The following is a 23,267-nucleotide window of genomic DNA, read 5'->3' as shown; positions in this document are numbered from 1 at the left end:
GGCTTTGGTTTTTCTTTGGTACCCCCATAGGATATAAATTGGTTTTAACTGGGCGTGTATGACCCAAGGAAGGTATTACCTAATTGTACCCTTTGAAAACCTATTGCTTTGTAATCAATCCGAATGTTTGTTTGGCTATTTCCAACTCCTCATTGGTGGGAATCACCAAAATTTTCACCTTGGAATCGGTTGTCTGTACCTCCCTTATATCCTGGGATTTTAATTCATTCTTGCTATGGTCTAGATCTAGCCCTAAATATTCCATTTCCGTGCACACTAGTTTTCTCAGCTTACTGGAATTTTCACCTATGCCGGCAGTAAATATAAGGGCATCTAGGCCGTTCATGGCGGCTGTATAGGCTCCTATATATTTTTTTATACGATAGGCGTTCATTTCCAGGGCCATAATGCAGTCCGTATTACCGTCCATGGCCTTAGCTTCTATATCCCGTAGGTCACTATGCCCGGTTAGGCCCTGCATACCACTTTTTTTAGTAAGTATTTTATTTACCTCTTCCATACTATATCCAAGATCATTAACCATATAAAAAAGGATGGAATGATCTATATCCCCACATCTAGACCCCATTATTAAGCCGTTTGCAGGGGCAAATCCCATGCTGTGATCAATACTTTTTCCATTTTGTATGGCGGTTATGCTACATCCATTGCCTAGGTGCACACTAATTATTTTGGAAGGCTTCTTTTGTAAAATGGCAATGGCCTTCTCCGAAACATATTTATGGCTGGTACCATGAAATCCGTAGGCTTGTATACCGTGTTGATACATTTCATTGGGCAAGGCATACTTCTTGGCCTTAATGGGCATGGTTTGGTGAAATGCCGTATCAAAGACACTTATTTGTTGGGCTTTTGGGAAGGTCTGCTCTGCCAGAACTATACCTTCCAAATTATGGGGGTTGTGCAAAGGCGCCAAAACGGACAGCTCTTTTATTTTATCTTTTACGGACTTATCAATAAGGGTGGTATCTGAAAAGGAATTGCCACCATGCACCACCCTATGGGCTACAACCTTTATATCATCCGTATTTTTTATTACCCCATGTTTGGGGTGCAACAGCAAGTGGGCCATTTTATGAAATCCAGCCTTGTGTAGTGGTATGGGCTGTACTTCCTCTAACTCTATTTCTTTTGATGAATATTTAATTACGGCCTCATCAGAGCCAATGCGTTCTATTAGCCCATTGCAGCGCAGCTGCTCGTCAGGCATTGAAATCAACTTAAACTTAATAGAAGAACTACCGGCATTTATTATAAGAATATTCATTGCTGAGGGTTTGGGAATTAAAGGTCTTGGGCCTGGATGGCGGTTATTATTACAGTGTTAAATATATCGTCTACCGTACAGCCTCGGCTTAAATCGTTTACCGGCCTATTTAACCCTTGCAGCATTGGCCCTATCGCCAGTGCGCCGGTTTCCCGTTGTACGGCCTTGTAGGTATTGTTGCCCGTGTTCAGATCTGGAAAGATAAATACACTGGCTTGACCGGCCACTTGGGAATCGGGCAGTTTGCTCCGTCCCACGTTTATATCTACAGCAGCATCATATTGTATGGGTCCTTCCACCTTAAGGTCTGGTCGTTTTCTTCTAATGATTTCCGTGGCTGTGCGTACCTTGTCCACATCGGCCCCTACGCCAGAAGATCCAGATGAGTAAGATAGCATGGCTATTTTTGGCTCTATGCCAAAAGCGATGCTGGTTGCAGCCGAAGAAATAGCAATTTCAGCCAATTGCTCTGCAGTTGGGTTGGGGTTTATGGCACAATCACCAAAAATAGTGACCCGATTGGGCAGGCACATAAAGAAAACCGAGGAAACAATGGATACCGCCGGCCTAGTCTTAATAAATTGTAGTGCAGGTCTTATGGTATGCTGGGTAGTATGTACAGCCCCTGATACCATACCGTCGGCATGTCCTTTGTAAACCATCATGGTCCCGTAATAGGAAACATCTTCCATGAGATCCTTGGCCATGGCAAGATTAACATTCTTATCTTTTCTTAGCTTGTACAAGGTGTTGGCATAGTCAAGAAAATTTGGGGAGCTCTTGGGGTCTATAATATTGAGGTTGGCCGTATCCCAATTTAGGTCCAGCTCAGTAATTTTGGCCTCTATTAGTTTTGGATCCCCAAGCAAGGTAATACGTACGGCATTGAGATCCAATAATTTCTTAGCAGCCATGAGGATACGTTGGTCGCTTCCTTCTGGAAGTACTATATGTTTTTTTATTGATTTTGCCCTTTTCAATAAATTGTACTGGAACATTCTTGGGGTAATTCCCTCGGCCTGGAAGGTTATGAGTCTTTCTGCCAATTCATTGACGGGAACATGCTTTTCAAATTCCTGGATAGATGTAATTATCTTTTCCTTGTTATCGGCATAGATCCTTGGCTTTATGGTACCTATGCGATTGGTTACCGAAAAAGTACCGTCCGCAACAGATATGATAGGAATAATATCCGATAGTCCTTCTATCAGTTTTATGATGGGTTCTTCAGGCAACAATCCGCCTGTTAGGATTATACCTGAAAGGTTAGGGTAGTTACTGGATATATTTGCTTGCAGGGCCCCCAATATAATATCTGCCCGATCCCCAGGGGTTATAACCAGACTATCTTTTTTTAAATGGGTAATGTAATTACGAAGCTGCATGGCACCAACACTAAATCCACCCACCTGATTGTTAAGGTAATCGGACCCAAAAAGGACCTTTCCGGAAAGGTGCTGCGATATTTCTTGTATGGTAGGACTGCCCAAAACTGTGTTTAGAGGAATGGCACCTACCAGGACTTTTTCCGGTAATTTCTTCTTTAGTCCGGTAACCACCTGCTTTAGGTTTTCTGGCTGTACCTTGTTGGCGACGGCCAGCAGTACTTCTACGCCTTTTTCGGTAAAGGAATCATAGGCCAGATATAGATTGCCCACCAGCTCCTGTAGGGGCTTTGCAACACCATTGGCGACTATTGCCGCAGGAATACCTAAGTTTTTTGCTATCAGCACGTTTATATCCCATTCTATAATGGCGCCTTCTCCCGAAAAATCCGTACCCTCTACCAGTACAAAATCAAACCTGTCCTCAATGGCCTTGTATTTATCTATAATATGTCCCAAGATTTCATTGTCCTTGTCCATATTCTTAAGCTGTACTACCTGACTTCTTGTATAGGCAAAGGCATCTTCAAATTTTTGGTCTACTTCAAAATAGGTCAGTACCGTATCAATATGATTGTCTATGCTGTCCTTGGCATAGTCGTCTATAATGGGCCTGAAATAGCCTACCTTGGCGGTTTTTCCCAATAAAAGCTGCATAAGCCCCAAAGACATAATGGATTTCCCACTATTGGGCTCGGTAGTAGCAACATAAATTGCTTTACTCATCTGAAAGAATAATTATTTCAATTAAACATCAATAAGGAATAATTTCCCGATGCGAAGATCGAGCTAAGAAAGAAGCCGTAATATGATAGAAGTCATTTATTGGTTCATTATAAGGCTTTAATTTTAGCATATAAAAGTAGCCTTGATGATCTCTGGTTTTAATAAACAAGGCGAGTAATCACTGGAAATTTTCCCAAGACATTGGTTGCTATGAATAAATAAGACCAAATAATAAATAATTTATAAAAAGATGAAAACATTGTTGTATGCCACCGATTATTCGGATAATTCCATTGCCGCTTTACAATACGCCTATGCTTTGAGCAAAAAACTGGATATGCGTTTAGTGATTACCCATATATTTGAATTTCCAAGTATTTTAGGGGCCGAAGCACTGGACAACCCTCTTCCGCATATACAGGAAGTTGCCTTTAAGACCAACCGTACTAAATTGGAAGACCTCTGTAGGGAACACCTGGATGATGAGTGGGATACTCCTAACCTAAGACTTGAGGCATCAGAAAATAGTTCGGTCTTAAAAGGGATTATTTCCAAGGCCGAAGAATGGCATGCACAAATGATCCTTGTAGGGATGAAAGGTGAAACCGGGCTTGGAGAAATTATTATGGGAAGTACTACCAAGCGACTTATTGAAAAGGCACCATGCCCTGTATTGGCCATACCGGCCGATATGGATAATACGGAACTTAAAACAATAGTGTACGCAACCGATTTTGAAGAAGAGGATATCCACGCTATACAGAAGCTTTCTGATATTGCACGGACTTTGGAGGCCCAGATCAAGGTGGTACATATTTCCATTAAGCATGAATACGCAGGGGATTTATTGATGGATTGGTTTAAGGAAATGTTGGAGAGTAAAGTAGATTACGACAAAATTGAATTTGAGTTGTTGTTCTCCGAGGATATATTTGAAACCCTGCGCGTCTACTTGGGTGTGACCAATGCAGATCTTGTTGTTATGCTGGAAAGGGAAAAGAAAGGATTTATAAAAAAATGGTTCCATAAGGATTTGGTCAAAAAAATGGAATCCTACGGAAAGGTAACTTTAATGAGTTTTAACGAACATAACTTAAAAACCTTATATTTTTAATCCTTTTTCCCAGTTGCTGCTCCGAACAATGCAGCACCTAACAATGGGGTCTTATCGTTTAATATCACTTTAACCGGAACCCTCTCCAAAAGGGCGTTCATACGTCCGGACTGCAGAAAATGGGAATTAAAAATATCCTTGTCTATCCTCTTAACAATTTTTGGCAGTATACCCCCGCCAACAAAAATACCCGCCGTAGCTTTAAATTTAAGGGCAAGTTGGGCCGATTCTATGGCCAAATAACGAATAAACAATTCCAATGTTTTAATACATATAGGGTCTTTTCCTTCCAATGCTGTATCACTGATAACAGAAGGGGGATTTCCTTGGGCCATTTTTACGCTCAACCACTGAGGTTCTTCTTTGCCACTTTGGGCGCGTAAAAAAGTATAGACATCCTGTATGCCGGGACCGGATAGTAACCTTTCCCAACTTACATGTCCATATTTCCGTCCTAGGTATTTATAAATTTGGAAATCCAGTTGGTTACGGGAACAGAAATCACAATGTCCCCCTTCCGAAGGAAAGGGGTGGTAGTTAAATCCGTCCCAATACATACCTGCCTCTCCAAGGCCAGTTCCAGGCGCAATTAGGGCTGCATTTCCGGATATTTCCTTTCCGGAACGTAGGTTTTCAAAGGCGTTTTTTGGGAGTACCGCAAGTCCGTAAGCATGGGCTTCCATATCATTTATGATGGTAACGGACCCCATATTTAGTTGACTTTCTAATTTTTTACTGTCTATTTCCCATGAAAAATTAGTGCCTCTAACCGTGCCATTTATCACGGGACCGGCCACCCCTAAGCAAACAGCATTAATTTTAGGGAGGTAGGCATTATGGAATTGTTGGTAAATCTCCATGAATGAATTATACTCTTTTGTAGGGAATGATCCTTTTTTTAATAGCAGAAGGTTACTATCAGTTATTGTAAATAGCCCTATATTGGTTTTTGTACCTCCCACGTCTGCAGCCAATATAGTGCCGTTTTCCGGAAAGGAATTCCTTTTTAAAAAAGCGAAAGGGATATTTGGGTTATTGATATCTGGTAATGAGAAACGTTCAATGTAATCCATACTGCTATGCTTTATAGGAAGTGTTTTACTCCTTTGCTATTATTTATATAGCTTAAAATTAGGATTCTATCAATTATTCGTCAAGTCTTTTTGTGCGTTTATACAAAGGGTAGGGGCTATTATAGTTTTAGGAGGGTTTAATAAAGTCCTAAAGTTCCTACCCAAGGGAAGTTTTCTGTGTCCGTATCCATTCGTACAATTTGTCGGCATCGTCTTTATTGCACAACTGCGTTCCTTCATACATGGTTGCTGATGTTCCGCAGGCCACACCATATTTGACCATCTCACTGGGTGTTTTGCCTTTAAGTAGGCCTATCACCATTCCTGCTACCATACTATCCCCTGCGCCAATAGTGGTTTTCTGAAGTACAGTTGGAGCGGGAATATGTTCCATATAATCTTTTTTGGCCAATAAGGCTCCCTTGGCGCCGAGTGATACTACTAGAATTTCACAATTGTGCTCTTCTAGAAATTTTTTGGCAATAGATTCCAATGCCATGGCAGAAATTGACTCTACCCCACATAGGGTACTTAGCTCTCCCAAATTGGGCTTCATTAGATAAATAGGTGATTTACTCGCCTGCAGCAATGCCTCTCCTGAGGTATCTAAGATGAAGCGTGCGTTTTTCTTTTGGGCAATGGTTGCCACTTGGTTATAAAAATCTATGGGCATTCCTGGTGGCAATTTTCCACTAGCAACCAAATAATCCCCTTCATGAAGATTGTTTTCCAGATGTTCAAGTAGTGTTTCCCATTCCTGTTTTGTTACCTCTGGACCTGGTACCCCAAAACGGTATTGGAGATTGGTGATGGTATCGGTAACCGAAAGATTGTCCCTTGTCCAGCCTTTAATAGGCACCAACAATTGTTGAATACCGGCTTTGTCCAGTAACTGCTTCAAATGGTCACCTGTAGGGCCGCCACCAAGGTAGATACAAAGCGATTCACCACCCAATTTTTTAATGGCACGTGAAACATTTATGCCGCCACCACCTGCATCGTATATAGGAGCGCTGCAACGAAGTTTTTTATTAGGACTAATACCGGGAACGGTAACACTTTTGTCCAGTACAGGGTTTACGGTGAGGGTAACTACTTTTTTGTGCATGTCGTGGTTACTTTCTAATTACACTTATATGGAAACTACTTACAATCTAACCCTTGAGGCCAATTTTTACAGTAGTGTGGACTTTTACCAATTTGCAGCAGTACAAAAGCACTGCGAAATTTATATTAAGTACTTAAAGGACTGTATTATAGGCTAATTTATTGTTATTAATTTTTAAAAAACAGACTATTCTGCCGGGCTGTAATTTAGGTCTCTTTTCTTTTACCGGACAACTCCAATATCTTTATTCGGTAAACAATGGGTATACCTCGGGAGTATAGCTTACTGGAAAATTCGCTTATAAATTCGGTATCCCTATTCTCATTTCTTTTTATAATATTTTTGACCCCTTCTGTAAACCTGTGTAACTTAAGTTTAGCCTCACTACCTTCTAGTTCCTCATAGGTGCCATGAACCAAAACAGATTGCCAATTTTTGGCAGATTTTATTTCCGCTACCAATAAGGATACAGCCGGGTTTTTTCGCATAGCGTCTATTTTATGGCCATTGGAAGAGTAGCTAATGATACTGTGGTCCTCTTTGTCATAGAAATAGGTAGTAGGTATTACATAGGGACTATGTTGTGATATATAGCCCAAATGGCCTGTATAATTGCTTAGGAGAATGCCAATGCTTTCGTTGGACGTAATATCGTTCATATTTCAATATTGATAATAAATTTGCTATACCGTTGTTTAGAACCACCAATAATTATGGTTCTTTTTCTGTGGTCAAATCTATTGCCTTTTAAAATGTTAAAATATGACAACGGTCAGTAGCATAGGTGCACACCGCTTTTAAACTGATATAATCCCCAATAGTAGTTAGTGGTCCCCACTGTAGTGCTCCTTCAAAAGAAGATAGTTTTTTATCTAAAGTCATTTGGATGGGGATGCCTCCATGGAGCGCGATAATCCCGTTTCAAAAGTGCAGTTGCCTCGGCATCATTTACCACCACAATTTTTTTAGGGTCATAGATTAGAGGCCTTCCGGTGACCATGGCCATATTGGCCAAAATGCAACTTGCCGTGGAAATATGGCCTTCACGTATATCGGCAATAGGTAAAGTGCCTTTGTCAATAGCAGCAAGGAAATCCAACATATGCAATCTGGTAGCTGGGGCTGCATTTAATTCTATATCTTTTTCGGTGAGGTCCTCCGGATATTTTTCTTTTTCATAAATAACGTCCATATGGATCTTTTCCCCACCCCCATGCGGAACAAAGTCGTATCTCATAGTGCTTCCGGACAAGGTACCTTTTTCCCCGTAAAGTTTAAAGGACCATGGGTAATCTGGGTCTACAGGGGTTCCCCAGCTTCTGTGTTGCCATACGCAGTTGAGTTCCTCATATTCAAAGATTGCCGTTTGGGTGTCGGCAATGTTGGATTTACTATCCTTTTGCACAAATATTCCTCCTGTAGAACTAATTTTTTTGGGCCAATCCAGATCTAGCATCCATCTAACCGTATCCAGCATATGAACGCACATATCGCCCATTATACCATTACCGTACTCCATAAAGGCACGCCACCATCTTCTATGTGGCAGGCCGTCATATGGCCGAAGTGGAGCGGGACCGGTCCACATTTCATAATCCAAAAATTCTGGAACAGCTGTAATGGGAGGGTTGCCGTTGGCCCTCATATGGTAGTAACAACACATTTCTACATGGGATATTTTCCCTAATAGTCCGGCATCCACAATGTTTTTTTTGGCATCAATAAGGTGGGGAGTACTCTTTCGTTGGGTTCCTACCTGTACTACCTTATTATATTTTCTGGCAGCGGCTACCATGGCCTCTCCCTCCAGAACATCAACACTTATAGGTTTCTGAACATAAACATGGGCACCTGCCTTTAAGGCTTCTATGGCCTGTAGGGCATGCCAATGATCCGGGCTGCCTATAAGTACAATATCCAAATCTTTCTCGGCAAGCATTTTTCGGTAATCGGTATAGGTCCTAGGTGCCTTTCCCGAAGTTTGCCTAAGTTGTATTAGGTTGGCTGCCTCGGCAAGCATACGTTTGTCCACGTCACAAATGGATACTACATTTACTTGGGTTACCTGCATCAGTCTAAAAAGGTCGCTTTTCCCGTACCAACCCGCACCTATTAGTCCAACGCGTAGTGGCTTGGTACGATATAGGAGTTCCATGCCATATGATCCAAATGAGGATAGTGCTAGGGAAGCTGCGGCTCCCTTAATAAAATGTCTTCTGTTGATGTTAAATGTTTTCGTGTCCATGGTTATTGGGTTGACGGTTGCTGGTTAAATTTTGTGGTGATAATTTACAAATAAACCCAATTAGTATGGTAGATTTCTCAAACGATCTTGGGAAAGAGGGGTATATTTTATGGTACCGTCTTAATTCTTGTTTTGATACAAATTGTTTATTCCTTGTTGAACCGAGTAAAAAATCTGATATGACCAATTGTTTCAATCAGTGGATTCACTGTAAAATAAGATGATGCAACGGCATTCTTCCATTTAAACTTAAACCGGGCAGGAGAAATCCAAAAATGGAATTATAAAAACTAGTGGGGGTAGTTCTTTGTGGATTTTTATTTTTAAGGTTAGGTGATTTTTTGTGCTGTACTTTTGGGATAATATAGGTTATTTAACATATTAACTGATAATCTCTAAAAATGTACATTGTACGTTTCCAAATAAATCTCTATATTGACCTCCTGTAACTGCCATAAAACTAATACAGGGGCTAGTACTTATCCGATGAGTAAATTTTGAATAGGAAACATAAATAATTAGTATAACAATGACCAACATCAAGAATAGTAGAAGAGATTTTGTCAAGAGCAGTGCTTTGGTAACTGGAGCAATGATTTTACCTACCATGCAAATGAACGCAATGGTAAATGTAGCCAATGAGAAGAAATTGAAAATATCGTTGATCGGTTGCGGTGGCCGCGGTACCGGAGCGGCGAGTCAGGCCTTGCAGGCCGATCCCAATGTGGAATTGGTGGCAATGGCTGATGCATTTGAAGATAGGTTGCAGGGTAGTTTAATGAACTTGCAGAAGAAATTTGAAGGCACAAAAAAAATAAATGTTCGCAAAAAACATCAGTTTGTTGGTTTTGACGGAGCCTTAAAGGCAATAGATATGGCAGATGTGGTTATTTTGGCCACACCTCCTGGATTTAGACCACAGCATTTTGAGTACGCGGTGAATGCAGGGAAGCACGTTTTTATGGAAAAGCCGGTGGCAACCGATGTGCCAGGCGTGCGAAAAGTTCTGGCGGCAGCTAAGGTTGCAAAAGAAAAAAAATTGAATGTGGTTGTTGGACTTCAACGACATTATCAGGATAATTATTTGGCTGGACTTCAGCATATAAAAGACAATAAGATTGGAAAAATTGTTTCTGGTCAGGTCTACTGGAACAGTGGTGGGGTATGGGTGCGCGAGCGGCAACCAGGCCAAAGCGAATTGGAATACCAAATGAGAAATTGGTACTATTTTAACTGGTTATGCGGTGATCACATTCTAGAACAGCATATCCACAATATAGATGTGGCCAACTGGTTTATAGGCGAGTACCCTATTTCAGCGCAAGGTATGGGAGGTAGACTGGTAAGGACAGGAAAAGATCACGGAGAGATCTTTGACCACCACTTTGTAGAATATACCTATCCCAGCGGTGCCGTAATAGCCAGTCAGTGTAGGCATATGCCAGAAACCATGAACAAGGTGGCAGAGACCTTCCAAGGTACAAAAGGATCTATTGACACCTATGGGGACAATACCTTTATTAAAGGTTTGGACGGTAGTGAAATTTTCACCCATCGTGGGAAAGATGATCCAAACCCTTATCAGGTAGAACACATTAAACTGTTTGAATCCATTAGGAATAAAGGTGTAATAAGTGATGCAGAGAATGGTGCAAAAAGTACTATGACCGCCATTATAGGAAGAATGGCCACTTATTCTGGAAAGGTAATAAAATGGGAGGAGGCCATGAAGTCTAATATAGACCTAGCCCCTGACGATTTAACTTGGGATTCCCCAGCACCGGTGCAGCCAAATGCCGATGGTACCTATAACATACCAACACCTGGAAAAACAGTAGTTATCTAAAATAGAGATTCTATTTATAAATAGGAATCCCAAACTTTCCGCGGAAAAGGAAAGCTTGGGATTTTTTATTGTTCAAAAATAAGGGTTGATTTTAAGGTCTATCTTATTCGAAATCTACATCCAAGACCTTTGTGTTCTTGGTTTTAGCCTTAATATGCTTTATGGTTTTCTTTCTGTTGTTTTCCAAATCCTGGATTACAATGGTATATTGCCCTTTGCTAAACACCTTGGGAGCAAAAGTATCGGTTGGCATGCGCACAGTATAAACCAACTGTTGTTGTTTGTCAAAAACAGAAATAACTGGTTTTAATCCATTTTCAACCTTTATGGTAGGTAGCCAAGCAACCGCTTTACGTCCGTAATTGTCCATCTGTTTAACGGTAATTGGCCAACCTGGAAATTGTTCCTTTAGACCTTTTGTTGGATCTGAATAGCGGGGCCAGCAAGCTGTTGTGATAGTTCTTTCACTTTTATTAAAAGTTACCAGACCATATCCTGTTGCCCTATTGTGTATTATGGCAGGTTCCAGTGCGGTATCAAAAGGATTGCCTACGGCATGCACGGATATTTTATTTCCAAATCCGTCTTCATGATCCCCTACATATGCAGGGTTTTCATAGGTGTGTTGGCTAGCGTCTACTTCTGGCCAGAATCTTCTGGGCCATATATTGTTCAATGCGGGTCCTGCAAAGGCATAGCCACTATCCCCGTGTTCCTCAACACCATATTGGATAAAACTACCCAAGTGCTGATCACCTGCTATATGAAAGGCAAAACATTTTCGCAATGCCTTAACGGCCCTATCCCGTTCATTTGCAGGCCAGCCATTGGAGTCCATGTCCACAGTGGGCACATCGCCCACAACATATTCCCCTTTTTTAGGAATTGGTAGGGAGGGGACCACATCGTCATTCATAGCTGTTTTGGGTAGGGTAGCCACGGTGGCAAAATTGGTCTGTGAGAGTACTACTTTTAGGGCGGCCCCATTGTTCCAATCCTGGGTCCAATCGTCTATAAAATCGTGCTGTCTCTTTCCTAAAAGTACGGCATCATGGTCCCTGTGTTTTTTTATATCAAAATCTTTGTTCTGTATCCAGCCATTCCTTACTTGGGCTTCTGGCGGCAGAACATGTTTTGGAGCTGATTTAAACTTCCTATCCTCCAATATGGCAAAGCTTATTCCGGCGTAATTCCAATGGGTGTAGTACACCCCTATATCTTGTTTTACAGGGGTAGGGTCATAGGGATCTGGTAAGTGACTTGTTTGTGTAAATTGCACCATATTAACCCATTCTGGGGGCATTTTATAACCACCGGAGTCCTGTGCCAGCATGCCATAACCGGTAGAGGTATCGGCTTTTTTGCCACTTTCGCCCCAAACATTTCCGTGATATACATCATGGTCATCCGGGATTATGGCGCAGGGTTTATGTCTAAAGAGTTCGCGGTAAGACCAGCCGAACATCATCCACTTGCGCAAATAATCCAGACATAGATCGTCCAAGCTTGCGTTTCGCGCTGCCCCAAATCCACCCGTAGCCTCATAGAACTGATCTCCTAAAAAGAGCATAATGTCCGGATTAAGTTTGGTTACATTTCTATGGATATCATTATCGGGGAAACCATAGTGAAAATTGCAACTGAAGACGGCTGCGGAAACCATTTCCTTGTCCATAGGTTCTTTGGCTATGGTACCCTCATAGGTGTAGTGGTGGGTTTCGTTTTTTAAGGGGATCTCAACCAAGATACGGTACGGAACATCCGATTGGGCATTCCAATTTTCCAATTCAAAATTTACCGCCCTTCCTATATGTTTCAGCTCAGTTGTACTTTTTGTTTTCCAACTGCCCTCCTCCTTACATTGCAAATGCACGGAATGGCCGCTAATTTCTTCAATAGGCGCTAGTTGGGCGGTTAGTTTTAACTTTTTGTCATGCAAGGTATACTGGGCAAAACAAATGGGGCCAAAGAGTTGTTCTTTGTGCTGTATAAGTTTTTCAGATATAATAGCCCAATTTGAAAATGCAGCAAAAGATTGATTGCTCATGGATTTGTCTATTGTGGCATCTGCCAGAAGGGCAAAATTGCCCATTACCGTTGCGTTGCTTGTATCAATATCCTTTTGATGGTGCAGTACTTGGTGTGTTTCCGGATCTTTTATGGTTACACTCAAAACATAAGCATCGTTTTTGGGCAGCAGATGGACCACTAGCTTAAAAGAACCTGGAATTTCCTTTAGGGCCGTTTCATAAATGCGTTCTCCTATTTGAAGGGAGCCATTGGCGGTAAGGCCTATATCCAATCCTTTGCCGAAAACAGCTGCAGATCTATAGTCGTCAAAAGGGCCTTTACACCCCAATCGCATACCTAGACACACTTTATCGGTGGGGTTAATACTTGTGGTTTGCAAGGCTATTTCCACGCCAACCTCTAATTCTGAGAGTTGTTCAGTTTTTTGGACCGTCAATAATTGTAAGGTTCTATTTTTTGCTGTTACCTTACAAACGGCCATTCCGTTTTTTAGTTGCCAATCTTGGAGTCGGTTCCCCCAGTATTCAGGACCTACCCACTTCATATCGGGCCAATGGTGCCAATTGCTTTTAAAATTGGTTTTTTCCAGTTGTTTTGAAGCATTATTTACTCCAAAAGGGAATGCGTAGGAGGAAAAAGTGGGTAATAGGGAACCTAGGGCAATGGTTTTTATATATTTTCTTCTGTTCATTTAGCGTGATTTATGTTATGGTTGTATTAATGGATAACTATCGTCGTATTGGGAAAGCTGTCGTTTTTTCCATTGGGCACCTTCCAAGAATAGCGGGTGGGGGAGAGATACATCCCAATTTCCTAATTTTTCCAGTAGGTCTTTGGTGATATCCAAGTTGTCCAGAGCTATGTTATGCTGTTCAGCAATGTCCGAAGGAAGATGAAACAATAAGGGAAATCTATCTGGAAGCCTGATCAATTTATAGTCCCCTTCCCTTATGGCCGCACTAATGGTAAAGCGCCACTTAAGATTGGCATGGGGCGCTTGGCTGTTATCTTCTACTAGATGGGGTATTAGATTGGTACCGCTAAAAGGGTATTCTTTTATACTTCCACCTGCCAAGGCCAAAAAGGTCGGGGCAAAGTCCAGTGAAGAAACCATATGGGAGTAGGTTTTTCCTGAGGGTAGGGTTTTAGGCCAATTTATTATAAAAGGGACATGTATTCCACCTTCCAACAAGCTGCCTTTTTTCCCGTTGTAAGGGGAGTTGATGGAACCGTTGTGAATAGGACCTCCATTGTCACTTATAAAAACGACAAGGGTATTTTTGTCCAAACCATGTTCATTTATAGCATCTATAATTTTGCCCACATTAACATCAAGCCTATGTACCATTGCCGCGTATGTCCTTCTTTTTTTATCCTTTATATGACCGTATAATGACAAATCGGCCTTGGTCGCCTGCATTGGGGTATGGGGAGCATTGAAGGAGGCAAAAAGAAAGAAAGGTTCGTTTTTATGTCGTTTTATAAAATCAACACATTCGTCCCCCTTATCGTCCGTGATATAAGTAATTGGTTGTACCGTCTTATAATTGCATTCTATCGGAGCCAAGTATCGCTTATCATTTGGCTTGGAATTGAAGTAATCGTGTCCGCCTCCGAGATAGCCCCAAAATTCGTCGAATCCTCTATTTAAGGGATGAAATTGGTTCTCATGGCCTAAATGCCATTTCCCTATAATGCCACTTGTGTAGCCCAAAGGTTTTAGATGATCGGCTATGGTCTTTTGTGTTATGGGCAATCCTAAAAACTGGGGATCGAAACCAGGTTGGTTGTTGGCCAGATTGTTGTCATGACCAAATTCTACTTGATTGATGCCCGTTAAAAAACCAGCTCTTGAAGGACTGCAAACGGCAGAAGAAACATAGCCTTCAGAACAAAATACCCCCGTTTGGGCCAATTTATCAATATTAGGAGTCTTTATTTGTGTACTTCCTGTAAAACCCAAATCTCCATAGCCAAGGTCATCGGCAACAATAAAAACAAAATTGGGCCTATCATTTGATTCACGCACTTCGTCAAGGTCTTTTTGGGAAAATAATACTAAGGGGATTAGATAGATTAGAATATGGAAAGTGAATTTCATGGTTGAAGTTTGGACGGTATGAGTTAATATTTTATTGGAATTAAGGATTGTCTTGTAAGGATGGCATTATTAAAAAGGCTTACTCTATTGGCAATATTTCCTATTACTGTTTTCAAGCTTACTTTCATATTAAAGTGCTTCACTGATTTTTGATTTGCCAACAATTTTGAGAAGCCATTATCTGTTGTTAAACTGTAAACGATCAATTAATTTTTATGAGGCCAACTCTAGAGTTGGTTTTCCCAGTATCCATAATTCCTCATTTAAAATTTGGCCAATATAATACTTAGATTATTGCATATGATGAATTTTTCGATATTCAAATGGATGGTCATAAGGTAATTTTTAATGGCATTTTTACGATAACAATTTAGTTAAAAGTAGATAAAAAAATGGTTTGCTAAGGAACTTCAGTTCCCTAGCAAACCATTTTTTGTATTGTCTACTTCCTATATCCTTTAAAGTTTTCCAAATTACCTTTTTGGTACTTATTTTACTTTAAATTGAAAAAGATTGGAATAGGAAATATTTCCTTTAGAGTCCTTAGTTATTATCTTCCAATAGTAATTGGTTGCTGGCTTCACAACAACATTTTCTACTTTAGGGGTGTTAAGGTTTTCTTGATATAGTTCAGGTGGGTTGCTAAATCCAAAATAGATATCATAGGCTACTATATCCTTATCCACATCGCTCCCTGTCCATTCCAATACTATTCCTTCGGAAGAAAAAACTATCTCCTGGTTTATTGTCGGGGAAACTAGAAGGGCTGGGAATGGGGCATAGGAAGAAATAGTTGCATTGGCATTGTAGAATCTCCAGACAGCACTCTCTGAAATTTCTTTGGAATTTTTACTTTTAGAAATAACATACCAAGAATAGGCACTGCCTCTATCCAATTCAATGGTTACTTCATTTTGGATGACATTATAACCTGTTGTAACTCCAGTTGATAGATTTTTTAATTTAAGTTCATAACTGTCCGCGTTGGTGGCATCTTCCCATTGAAAGGTAACCGAACTTTGGGTATCATTTTTTACCACTCCTTCAATACATTCCGAATTATTAGAAGGAAAAATTAGGGATGCTGCAGCCGGTAAACTTAACTCTTCCTCCTTTGGTGTATCCCCACCTTTACTACAAGATATAATTGGGAAAATTAGAAGTAATAGTATTATAGATCGAATCATTTTTTTATAATTTTAAAGTTATGTGTTCCTTGCCTGTCAGTTAGACGAATGGTATACATTCCGCTTGGAACGAAAGCCACATCCAGGTATATCAGGCCGTAGGTAGCACCAAGGGTTCTAGAAAGTATTAACTTACCACCAATATCATACATTTGAATTTGAGTCGGCTCAGAACTATTTCTACCTACATTTATGTAGAGATTGTTCTCGACGGGATTGGGATACACCAATATTTTTTCGTTGAGCGTTATTTGTTTTTCAAATATTCCTTGACAGTCTTTTTCCGTTGTGACCAAAATATGATTGGATCCCTCTTCCAAGGTGGTGGAAAATTCACTTTCTGTTGTTTTCCAGATATTTCCGTTAACGGAAACCTTGTAACTTGTGCCATTGTACATTTTTAAGGATATTTTTTGGGTATCGGGGTCATAATAAGATAATACTGCTATATCCTTAGGTTCACTTACCGTAAGGTCATAACAACGCTCAAAACCAATTTCACCTTCCACATAAATGCATAGCCCATACACTCCTGATTCCAGATCGTCTATTTCAATAGATTTAGTAAAATTATATGAAAGATCCTGCCCGTTATAAGAGATATTTACCTTATAATCCAAGGCTTCCAAGGCAGTAATAATTATTTTACCATTGTTACTCTCCCTACAGGTTTCTGATACCGCTTGCAGTGAGAAATTATTTACCGGCAAGACAAAAATGGAACAACCCTTTACATTTACTTGTGCGTTTAAATCGGATTTGGGGCAATCATCTACTAGGTCTGGAACCCCATCATTATCGTCATCATCATCACATGCATCTCCCAAACCATCATGGTCGAAATCTGCCTGATCTTGATTATCAATATTAGGGCAGTTATCCGATAAACAACCTGTTAATGTTATTTCGGATATAGACGTCCATGCTCCTCCATTAACCTCAGAAAGTGCAACTATTCTCATATATCTTCCTCTTATGGGTTCGGGAAATTTAATTATCTGTGGACTGGAAGAGTTTTCGAATGTTCCAGTTACAGTAGCTGGCCCCCAATTGTTTTGGTCATAGTTAAAATAGATGGCATATTCATTGATTCTTCCGTTTTGACCGTCGGATCTAGGTAAATATTCAAATTCACTAATGCTATATGAATTGCCAAGGTCTATCTGTATCTCATGGGGATGGTGATCGGTTCCTGAACTCCATCTGGTATGCCATATGGTGTTTGGGTCATCATCAAAGGCCATTGTGGCCAAACCAGGGTAATTGGCTTCCTCACTATTTGCATATAATAAGGTCCATTCATTCTTAGGTAATATTCCAGGGTTACTACAATCATTAATGGAAGGGCAAGTAGTTGTGGTCACCATATTCTCTATAGTTTTGGTATATACCTTTCCATTTTGGTTAACAGTCATAATGACCTTGTAGGAACCTGGATTTCCAAGTACTACTTTTGGATTCCTTATGTTAGGGTCACTGATATAAGCGGGTTCAGGTGTTATTTGCCAATTCCACGTGGCACCCTCGTGATTAATCATGGAATGATCATCAAAGTTTAGGGTGTCCAACATACATTTATTTACATTATTTTCTACCCAGGGATTCAATACTGGTTCAAAGTTTTGATCCTGCATGGGAGTTTCCCATACGCCCGCACCTCCAGCAACCCTTATCTTGGCGTCCCTGTAAAAGGGTAGGGCAGTATTGATGTCAAAGTTTTCTGGGAAATTATTGGAAAATAACTCCCAATTGGCCATGGAGGTAGTTTTATAATAAACTTGGGCTGGAACATTTTTTGCCCTTTTGCCAAATATGTAAATAAGGTCTTCATTGTTAGAGGTGGGTTGAATCACTAAACATTTGGTATTGAGATCCAAACCTCCTGTGATATCTTCCCAAGAGTCCCCTCCGTCCAAGGATTTAAACACCTTCCCTTTTTCGGAGGTCCAAGTACCATTGGAATAGGTGGCATATAGGGTATTTTCATCGTAAGGGGACAGCACCATATTAATTCGGCCATTAATATTGGTTCCTGCGTTTGAAGCATCGCTTAGAGATGGTTTGTGTTCCCAGGTTTTACCGCCATCTTCACTTTTATATAAGCCGTTTCCCTTGACGTCTAAATACATCACCTTAGGATTGTTCGCACTGACTTCTATTTCCATTACCAAATCTGAAAATTGATGAAGTGATGAAAAGGTTTGTCCCATATCCGTACTTTTCCATAACGTATTGCCTTCCCCAAGAAAAATTATATGGTGGTAATTGGGATGATGGATAAGGCTTCCCCTATTTCCTCCATATTCCAACATATTAGGATACTTGGAAAAAATAAATCTACCCTGGGGAGCAGATTCCGCCGTCTTTGGTAATATCCAACCATTACCCAGATCATTAAACGCTACGTGACTTTTTTTGCCATGAAGAACCCAGCCAGTGGCAGATTCAGCTCCTCCCATTCTAAGAGCCTTATTTCCATAAAAATCGGCCATCGCAGTATTCCCATTGTGATATCTTCCACCAACAACAATATCTTCGTTCCAACCTTGGTCAAAGCCCCACATATCAGAACCTATCAGACCATTTATCAACGGTTGAAAATCAGTTTCAAAGCCATCTGTGGAAAAACTTATTCCTCCGTCAGTAGCTACGTAAACGGATCCATTTGGAAGCCAAATGAGGTCTTGTATGTCTGGATGAATAGAAAATCGGCCATCATAACCGCCAATTGCATCAAAAGTAGCCCCCCCATTATTGGTTTTGAACAAGGTTACGGTACCTACCATAAAGACATTCTCATCCGTGGGTGAAACTTCAAGTACCAGATCATAATATCCTTGACCGTTATTGTATCCAAAGCTGTCGGTATTACATTCAATTACTTTTCCCCAGGTCCATGCTCCCTCATTAAGTATTCCTTTATACAGTAAAGGAGTATTGTTTTCGCTTAACATGGTTACATAAAGCAAGTTGGAATTAGCTTCCGACATGGCCAACAATCCTCCTGCTACATCTTTAAAATCGGAAGGAAAACTATTTAGTTTTGAAAAAGTATTACCGGCATCCGTGGAAAAAAGTATCTCAAAATTATTGGAATTGCTTTTTGCCAATGCATAAACTTCATTGGGATTTGCTGGTGATACCTGTAAATCATAAACCATATTTGTAGTACGTTGTACCCAATTGTTTCCTGCATCTGTACTCAGGTAAATACCCTTGTCCGAAGAAATAATTAGTTTGTCTGTATTGTTTTCGTCTATGAAAATATGATTAACGTCCAGGTCCATGTTAAGTAAGGGAAACCATGTTTCCCCTCCGTTCAAGGTTTTATGAATTTGTTTGGAAGATGCAGCAAATACTATATTGGGATTGGTAGGGTGTACCACAATACTGGTTATGCCAGATAGAAAAAGGTAATCTTGTGCCATTAAACGCCAAGTTAGTCCTTTGTCGGTAGATTTGTTTATATAGCCAGTTTCCGTACCGGCGTATAGGATATCATTATTGGATTTAGAAATGGCAATTGAATAAACATTTACTTGCCAAGGTGCTATATTAGGAATTTCAGGAGAATTTGATTCGTTTAGCCAATAGGTATTTTTTGGTCCCAAGAAGGACCAATTTGCGTTAGAAGTATCGGAACCTTTTGCTGTTAAACCTGTTTTAGTATTGCCTAGTTTTGTTGAGTTTACTTTTGGTAACACTATGGTTCCATCCGAAATAACATAGTCTGCGATAACCCGCTTCCATATTTTGTAATATCTTTCAATGGGTGTTTTACCCGGATCTTTTGCCTTATAGGCCAAATATCCTTTTTCTATTTCATTGTAGTTAATGGGGTATTCATATAATAGTTTGGCCCAGTCAGGGAAGGAGGATTGGTAGTTTGGTTTATAGGTATTGATAATTCCCGGCAACTCATCATAGGGTGTTGTTTTTAGTTGAGCGTGTAGCTGCTCTCCACATATAATAAGTACAAATGAAGTTAAAATAAACTTGAATTTGGTTGCTATGATTTTCATTGTTTCGGCAGGTTTTATAGGGTTTTTTGGCTAAAAAAAAGAGGGTTGCATACAACCCTCTTTTTTAAATTTATGGAAAAAACTAATCAATTGCTCCCAATACTCTTATTTCACCTAAATAGGTAAAGGTATTTGGCCCTTCAATCGCAACATACTTTACATATTTTGCGGTTGTCAGGGCATCAGCATAAACTAAAGTACCATTGTTGGGATCCAAACCGGAGTCAAGCGTGGCTACTTTTGTAAAGGTTACATTATCGTTACTTACCCAAAATTCATGAACAGTGGCTCCGCCATTAAAACCACTTCTTGTAAAAATCTCAAAACCGGCGACACTTCTTTCTTGTCCTAAATCGATAGTTAAATGATGTGGGTAGGATGAACCAGTACTAGACCAATTCGAATGCCAAAATGTTGCTGTATCTCCATCAATTGCAGCAGTAGCATATCCATTTACAGGACCTTCACCTCCAGCTTCTTCTGTTGAAAAATCAACAATAGACCAATCTGAATTATCCAAAGACGTAATAACATTTAATTCTCCTAGAAAGGTGAAATTTTCTGGGCCTGCCGTAGCTATATACTTTACGTATCTTGCTGTTGTAACTGCATCAGTAGCAACCAGGGTACCATTATTAACATCTATAGGAGCATTAAGTGTTGCTATTTTAGTAAAGGTTATATTGTCATTACTTACCCAAAACTCATGTTCTGTAGCACCACGACTATCTCCACTTCTTGTAAAAATCTCAAAACCAGCGACACTTTTTTCTTCTCCTAAGTCAATAGTTAAATGATGTGGGTAAGATGAACCAGTACTAGACCAGTTTGAATGCCAAAACGTAGCTGGATCACCATCAATTGCTGCTGTTGCATATCCGTTTACTGGACCTTCACCGCCTGCTTCTTCAGTTGAAAAATCAACAATAGTCCAGTTGCCCTTGCCGGCTGCTGGTAAAGGGGTTACAGTGTATGACATTGATTGTGAATTCCCATAGATGTCTGAAATGGTGATTTCAACATCCTGTTCTTCACTTTTCATGCCCTCAAATGTATACGTCCCCGTAGACTCTGACGATGTTACAGTATTTATGACCTCTTGATCTTGTTTGTTCATATTTTTGAAATCAAACGTCATGAGGTCATTTTCTGAATTTTCCCAATTTGCTATTACACCTCCTGAAATTGGCTCCAATGTCATACTTGTAAAGATTGACGAAAACACACTTGGAAATTCATATGTATACCAATCGGATTCAAATTGGTCTATTGAAGTTTCCTCACCTTCTACCGCCTGCGTGGGTACATAATAAGTCCGGTAGGCGATAGGATTGTTTAAAGATATATTCTCCAAAATCACTTGGTTGTCTTCCGCTGAAACCGTTATTATATTTTCAGTATTATTAGTATCGGTGAATCTAAATTCGGTATCCCTTTGTAGTTCACTGCTCAAGGCTAGAACTAATTCAGCGTTGGTCTCATCAAAAGAAACCTTGTTTACAGCTCTTGGTTCTAAATTGGATTGATACTTTTCACCATAAGCCGATCCAAATACTACAACAGGGATGGACTTGTTGCCATCTTCATCCTTACTATAAATATTAAATTCATAGTTGTCCTCGTCTAAATTAGTAACGATTAAGTCAATAGGGTCAGTTTCCTCATCGGATTTCTGATAAGGAAAAACCTGCTGATTCAATCCTTTGTTCCAAGTTACCACTACCTCATTCACGTTAAACCCACCTGTAATATATCCGGATATTTTAACCCTGTTCTTACCGGCAAATGTAGTTAGGGAATCTACTTTGTTTGTGTATATTATTTCACCATCCGCCACATATTGTTCATGAACTTCATCCATATCTTGACATGAAATGATTCCCAATACCAAGACAAGGAGAAACAATTTTATATAATTATATCTTGTTTTCATAATATTATTTTCCATTAGTTAGTAATATTTCCCCAAAAGGTTATTTGAGAGGCATTGATATATCCTGCTCCATCCCATGTTTCAGTTACTGCGATTCGGAAATATCTAATTTCGGGAGCTTCCTCAAAGGTATACTCATCACCAGCATATAGATGATCAATGTCTTCATCAGTATTTTGTCCTATAGGCAATCCAGAAGGTTTTATGGACTCACAATCTTTTAATTCTATCCACCCTTCCATAGTTCCGTTGTCTTCTGGCAGTTCTTTGGCTCCATAAACAGTATACTTCTTGGGGTTGCCATGAGTATAGGCATGCGCAGATCCGTGCGATAACCTCTGATGTAGGGTAAACCTACTTAATTTAACGACTACTCCTAAGTCTATGGAATAGATTTGGGGCATAGGATGATCCCCTTGAGTATGGACTATAGTTTCCATATTATCGTCGTAGAAGTTTGTATAGTCTCCTTCCCACGCATCCCAATTGGTATCATTACTTAAAATGAGTTTCTTAAATTTGGTTTTATCCAATCGTTCCTCAAATAAGGGGACTAGCATTTTATCTTCAGTTGCTGGATAAATAGTATCCGATATATTGTCGTACCGGTCTCTGATCACGGCGGCAAATTTTTGGGGTACCGCATCATATCCTCTTAGTGAATTGCTGGTTTCGGATTGAGAGGTATAGACAGTTTCTACTTCCACCAGGCTACCATCGTCTTCCTGTGCCAGTAAGCCGATTATGATAGGTACTTTTTCTTCATTTACCCAATGAAATTTAGCTCCTCCGAAATCTTCAGTAATGCTCATGGTTTCCTTTATAACATTAACTGGGGACTCCAATGGTTTTGCTGTAAAGGAAATAGCTTCTGATATATTCTCTGACCTGTCCACAACATAGATATCAATTGTTCTATCAGAGGTGTCACCAAATCCCAATATTTGTATTTTGTTATTATAGGAGGATGCTCTTACTTCTGATACTTCACCTTTGGTGTTAATATAGGATGCTTTTACATACAGTATATCCTTGTCATCAGGAATGTCGTACGAAATATTAAAACCCCCATGAATAGGCTCATATTTTAAGTTTTCTATAGGTTTAGGAGCACTAGAATCTGCTGCTATAGGGCTGTGTTCATAATCTTCCTCACAACCAGTTAGTACAAATAAGCTGATAGCTAATAGACTAAATAATTTTTTCAT

14 protein-coding genes are annotated in these 23,267 nt (G+C 40.0%); 2 read left to right on the top strand and 12 right to left on the bottom strand.

All coding sequences use genetic code 11. The annotated features are described in order from the left end of the window. Positions 1-100: 100 nt before the first annotated feature. Both EHW67_RS19610 and pta read right to left on the bottom strand, forming a co-directional pair. On the bottom strand, positions 101-1,288 hold the full coding sequence (locus tag EHW67_RS19610; protein WP_126164073.1) for an acetate/propionate family kinase: 1,188 nt from the start codon (positions 1,286-1,288) through the stop codon (positions 101-103). 17 nt (positions 1,289-1,305) lie between these two features. Then, positions 1,306-3,399 (bottom strand): phosphate acetyltransferase, encoded by a 2,094-nt coding sequence (gene pta / locus EHW67_RS19605; RefSeq protein ID WP_126164072.1) that lies wholly within the window; start codon positions 3,397-3,399, stop codon positions 1,306-1,308. A 250-nt stretch (positions 3,400-3,649) separates the two neighbouring features. Here pta and EHW67_RS19600 point away from each other — a divergent pair, with 250 nt between their 5' ends. Beyond that, positions 3,650-4,513: a universal stress protein gene (locus tag EHW67_RS19600; RefSeq protein WP_126164071.1), complete on the top strand. Its 864-nt coding sequence runs from the start codon at positions 3,650-3,652 to the stop codon at positions 4,511-4,513. On the opposite strand, the gene glk is transcribed toward EHW67_RS19600, so the two are convergent. The 4 genes from glk to EHW67_RS19580 all read right to left on the bottom strand — a co-directional run bounded on the left by glk (position 4,510) and on the right by EHW67_RS19580 (position 8,939). Then, positions 4,510-5,586, bottom strand: coding sequence for a glucokinase (gene glk / locus EHW67_RS19595; protein WP_126164070.1), 1,077 nt, complete (start codon positions 5,584-5,586; stop codon positions 4,510-4,512). The genes EHW67_RS19600 and glk overlap by 4 nt on opposite strands. A 157-nt stretch (positions 5,587-5,743) precedes the next feature. Then, positions 5,744-6,694 (bottom strand): 1-phosphofructokinase family hexose kinase, encoded by a 951-nt coding sequence (locus EHW67_RS19590; protein WP_126164069.1) that lies wholly within the window; start codon positions 6,692-6,694, stop codon positions 5,744-5,746. 206 nt (positions 6,695-6,900) lie between these two features. Further along, positions 6,901-7,353, bottom strand: coding sequence for a pyridoxamine 5'-phosphate oxidase family protein (locus EHW67_RS19585; RefSeq protein WP_126164068.1), 453 nt, complete (start codon positions 7,351-7,353; stop codon positions 6,901-6,903). Between the two features lie 209 nt (positions 7,354-7,562). After that, positions 7,563-8,939 carry a Gfo/Idh/MocA family protein gene (locus tag EHW67_RS19580; RefSeq protein ID WP_126164067.1) on the bottom strand — a complete coding sequence of 459 codons (1,377 nt, stop codon included), beginning with the start codon at positions 8,937-8,939 and terminating at the stop codon, positions 7,563-7,565. 529 nt (positions 8,940-9,468) lie between these two features. Between EHW67_RS19580 and EHW67_RS19575 the strand changes: the two genes are divergently transcribed. Further along, positions 9,469-10,785, top strand: coding sequence for a Gfo/Idh/MocA family protein (locus tag EHW67_RS19575; RefSeq protein ID WP_126164066.1), 1,317 nt, complete (start codon positions 9,469-9,471; stop codon positions 10,783-10,785). Between the two features lie 103 nt (positions 10,786-10,888). Here the strand turns inward: EHW67_RS19575 and EHW67_RS19570 are convergent, their stop codons facing one another. The 6 genes from EHW67_RS19570 to EHW67_RS19545 all read right to left on the bottom strand — a co-directional run bounded on the left by EHW67_RS19570 (position 10,889) and on the right by EHW67_RS19545 (position 23,267). Then, on the bottom strand, positions 10,889-13,507 hold the full coding sequence (locus EHW67_RS19570; RefSeq protein WP_126164065.1) for an alkaline phosphatase D family protein: 2,619 nt from the start codon (positions 13,505-13,507) through the stop codon (positions 10,889-10,891). 15 nt (positions 13,508-13,522) lie between these two features. Then, positions 13,523-14,917: a sulfatase-like hydrolase/transferase gene (locus tag EHW67_RS19565; protein WP_126164064.1), complete on the bottom strand. Its 1,395-nt coding sequence runs from the start codon at positions 14,915-14,917 to the stop codon at positions 13,523-13,525. A 488-nt stretch (positions 14,918-15,405) separates the two neighbouring features. Next, positions 15,406-16,104 (bottom strand): fibronectin type III domain-containing protein, encoded by a 699-nt coding sequence (locus EHW67_RS19560; protein WP_126164063.1) that lies wholly within the window; start codon positions 16,102-16,104, stop codon positions 15,406-15,408. Beyond that, entirely contained in the window at positions 16,101-20,126 is a 4,026-nt protein-coding gene (locus tag EHW67_RS19555; RefSeq protein ID WP_126164062.1) for a discoidin domain-containing protein, read from the bottom strand. The genes EHW67_RS19560 and EHW67_RS19555 overlap by 4 nt, the downstream gene beginning before the upstream one ends. Before the next feature lie 82 nt (positions 20,127-20,208). Next, on the bottom strand, positions 20,209-22,074 hold the full coding sequence (locus EHW67_RS19550; protein ID WP_126164061.1) for a DUF4998 domain-containing protein: 1,866 nt from the start codon (positions 22,072-22,074) through the stop codon (positions 20,209-20,211). Further along, positions 22,074-23,267 carry a DUF5000 domain-containing lipoprotein gene (locus EHW67_RS19545; protein WP_126164060.1) on the bottom strand — a complete coding sequence of 398 codons (1,194 nt, stop codon included), beginning with the start codon at positions 23,265-23,267 and terminating at the stop codon, positions 22,074-22,076. The genes EHW67_RS19550 and EHW67_RS19545 overlap by 1 nt, the downstream gene beginning before the upstream one ends.

Source organism: Arenibacter aquaticus, from assembly GCF_003957295.1.
GTDB classification, from domain to species: domain Bacteria; phylum Bacteroidota; class Bacteroidia; order Flavobacteriales; family Flavobacteriaceae; genus Arenibacter; species Arenibacter aquaticus.
This window is presented reverse-complemented; position numbering and strand designations above follow the sequence as displayed.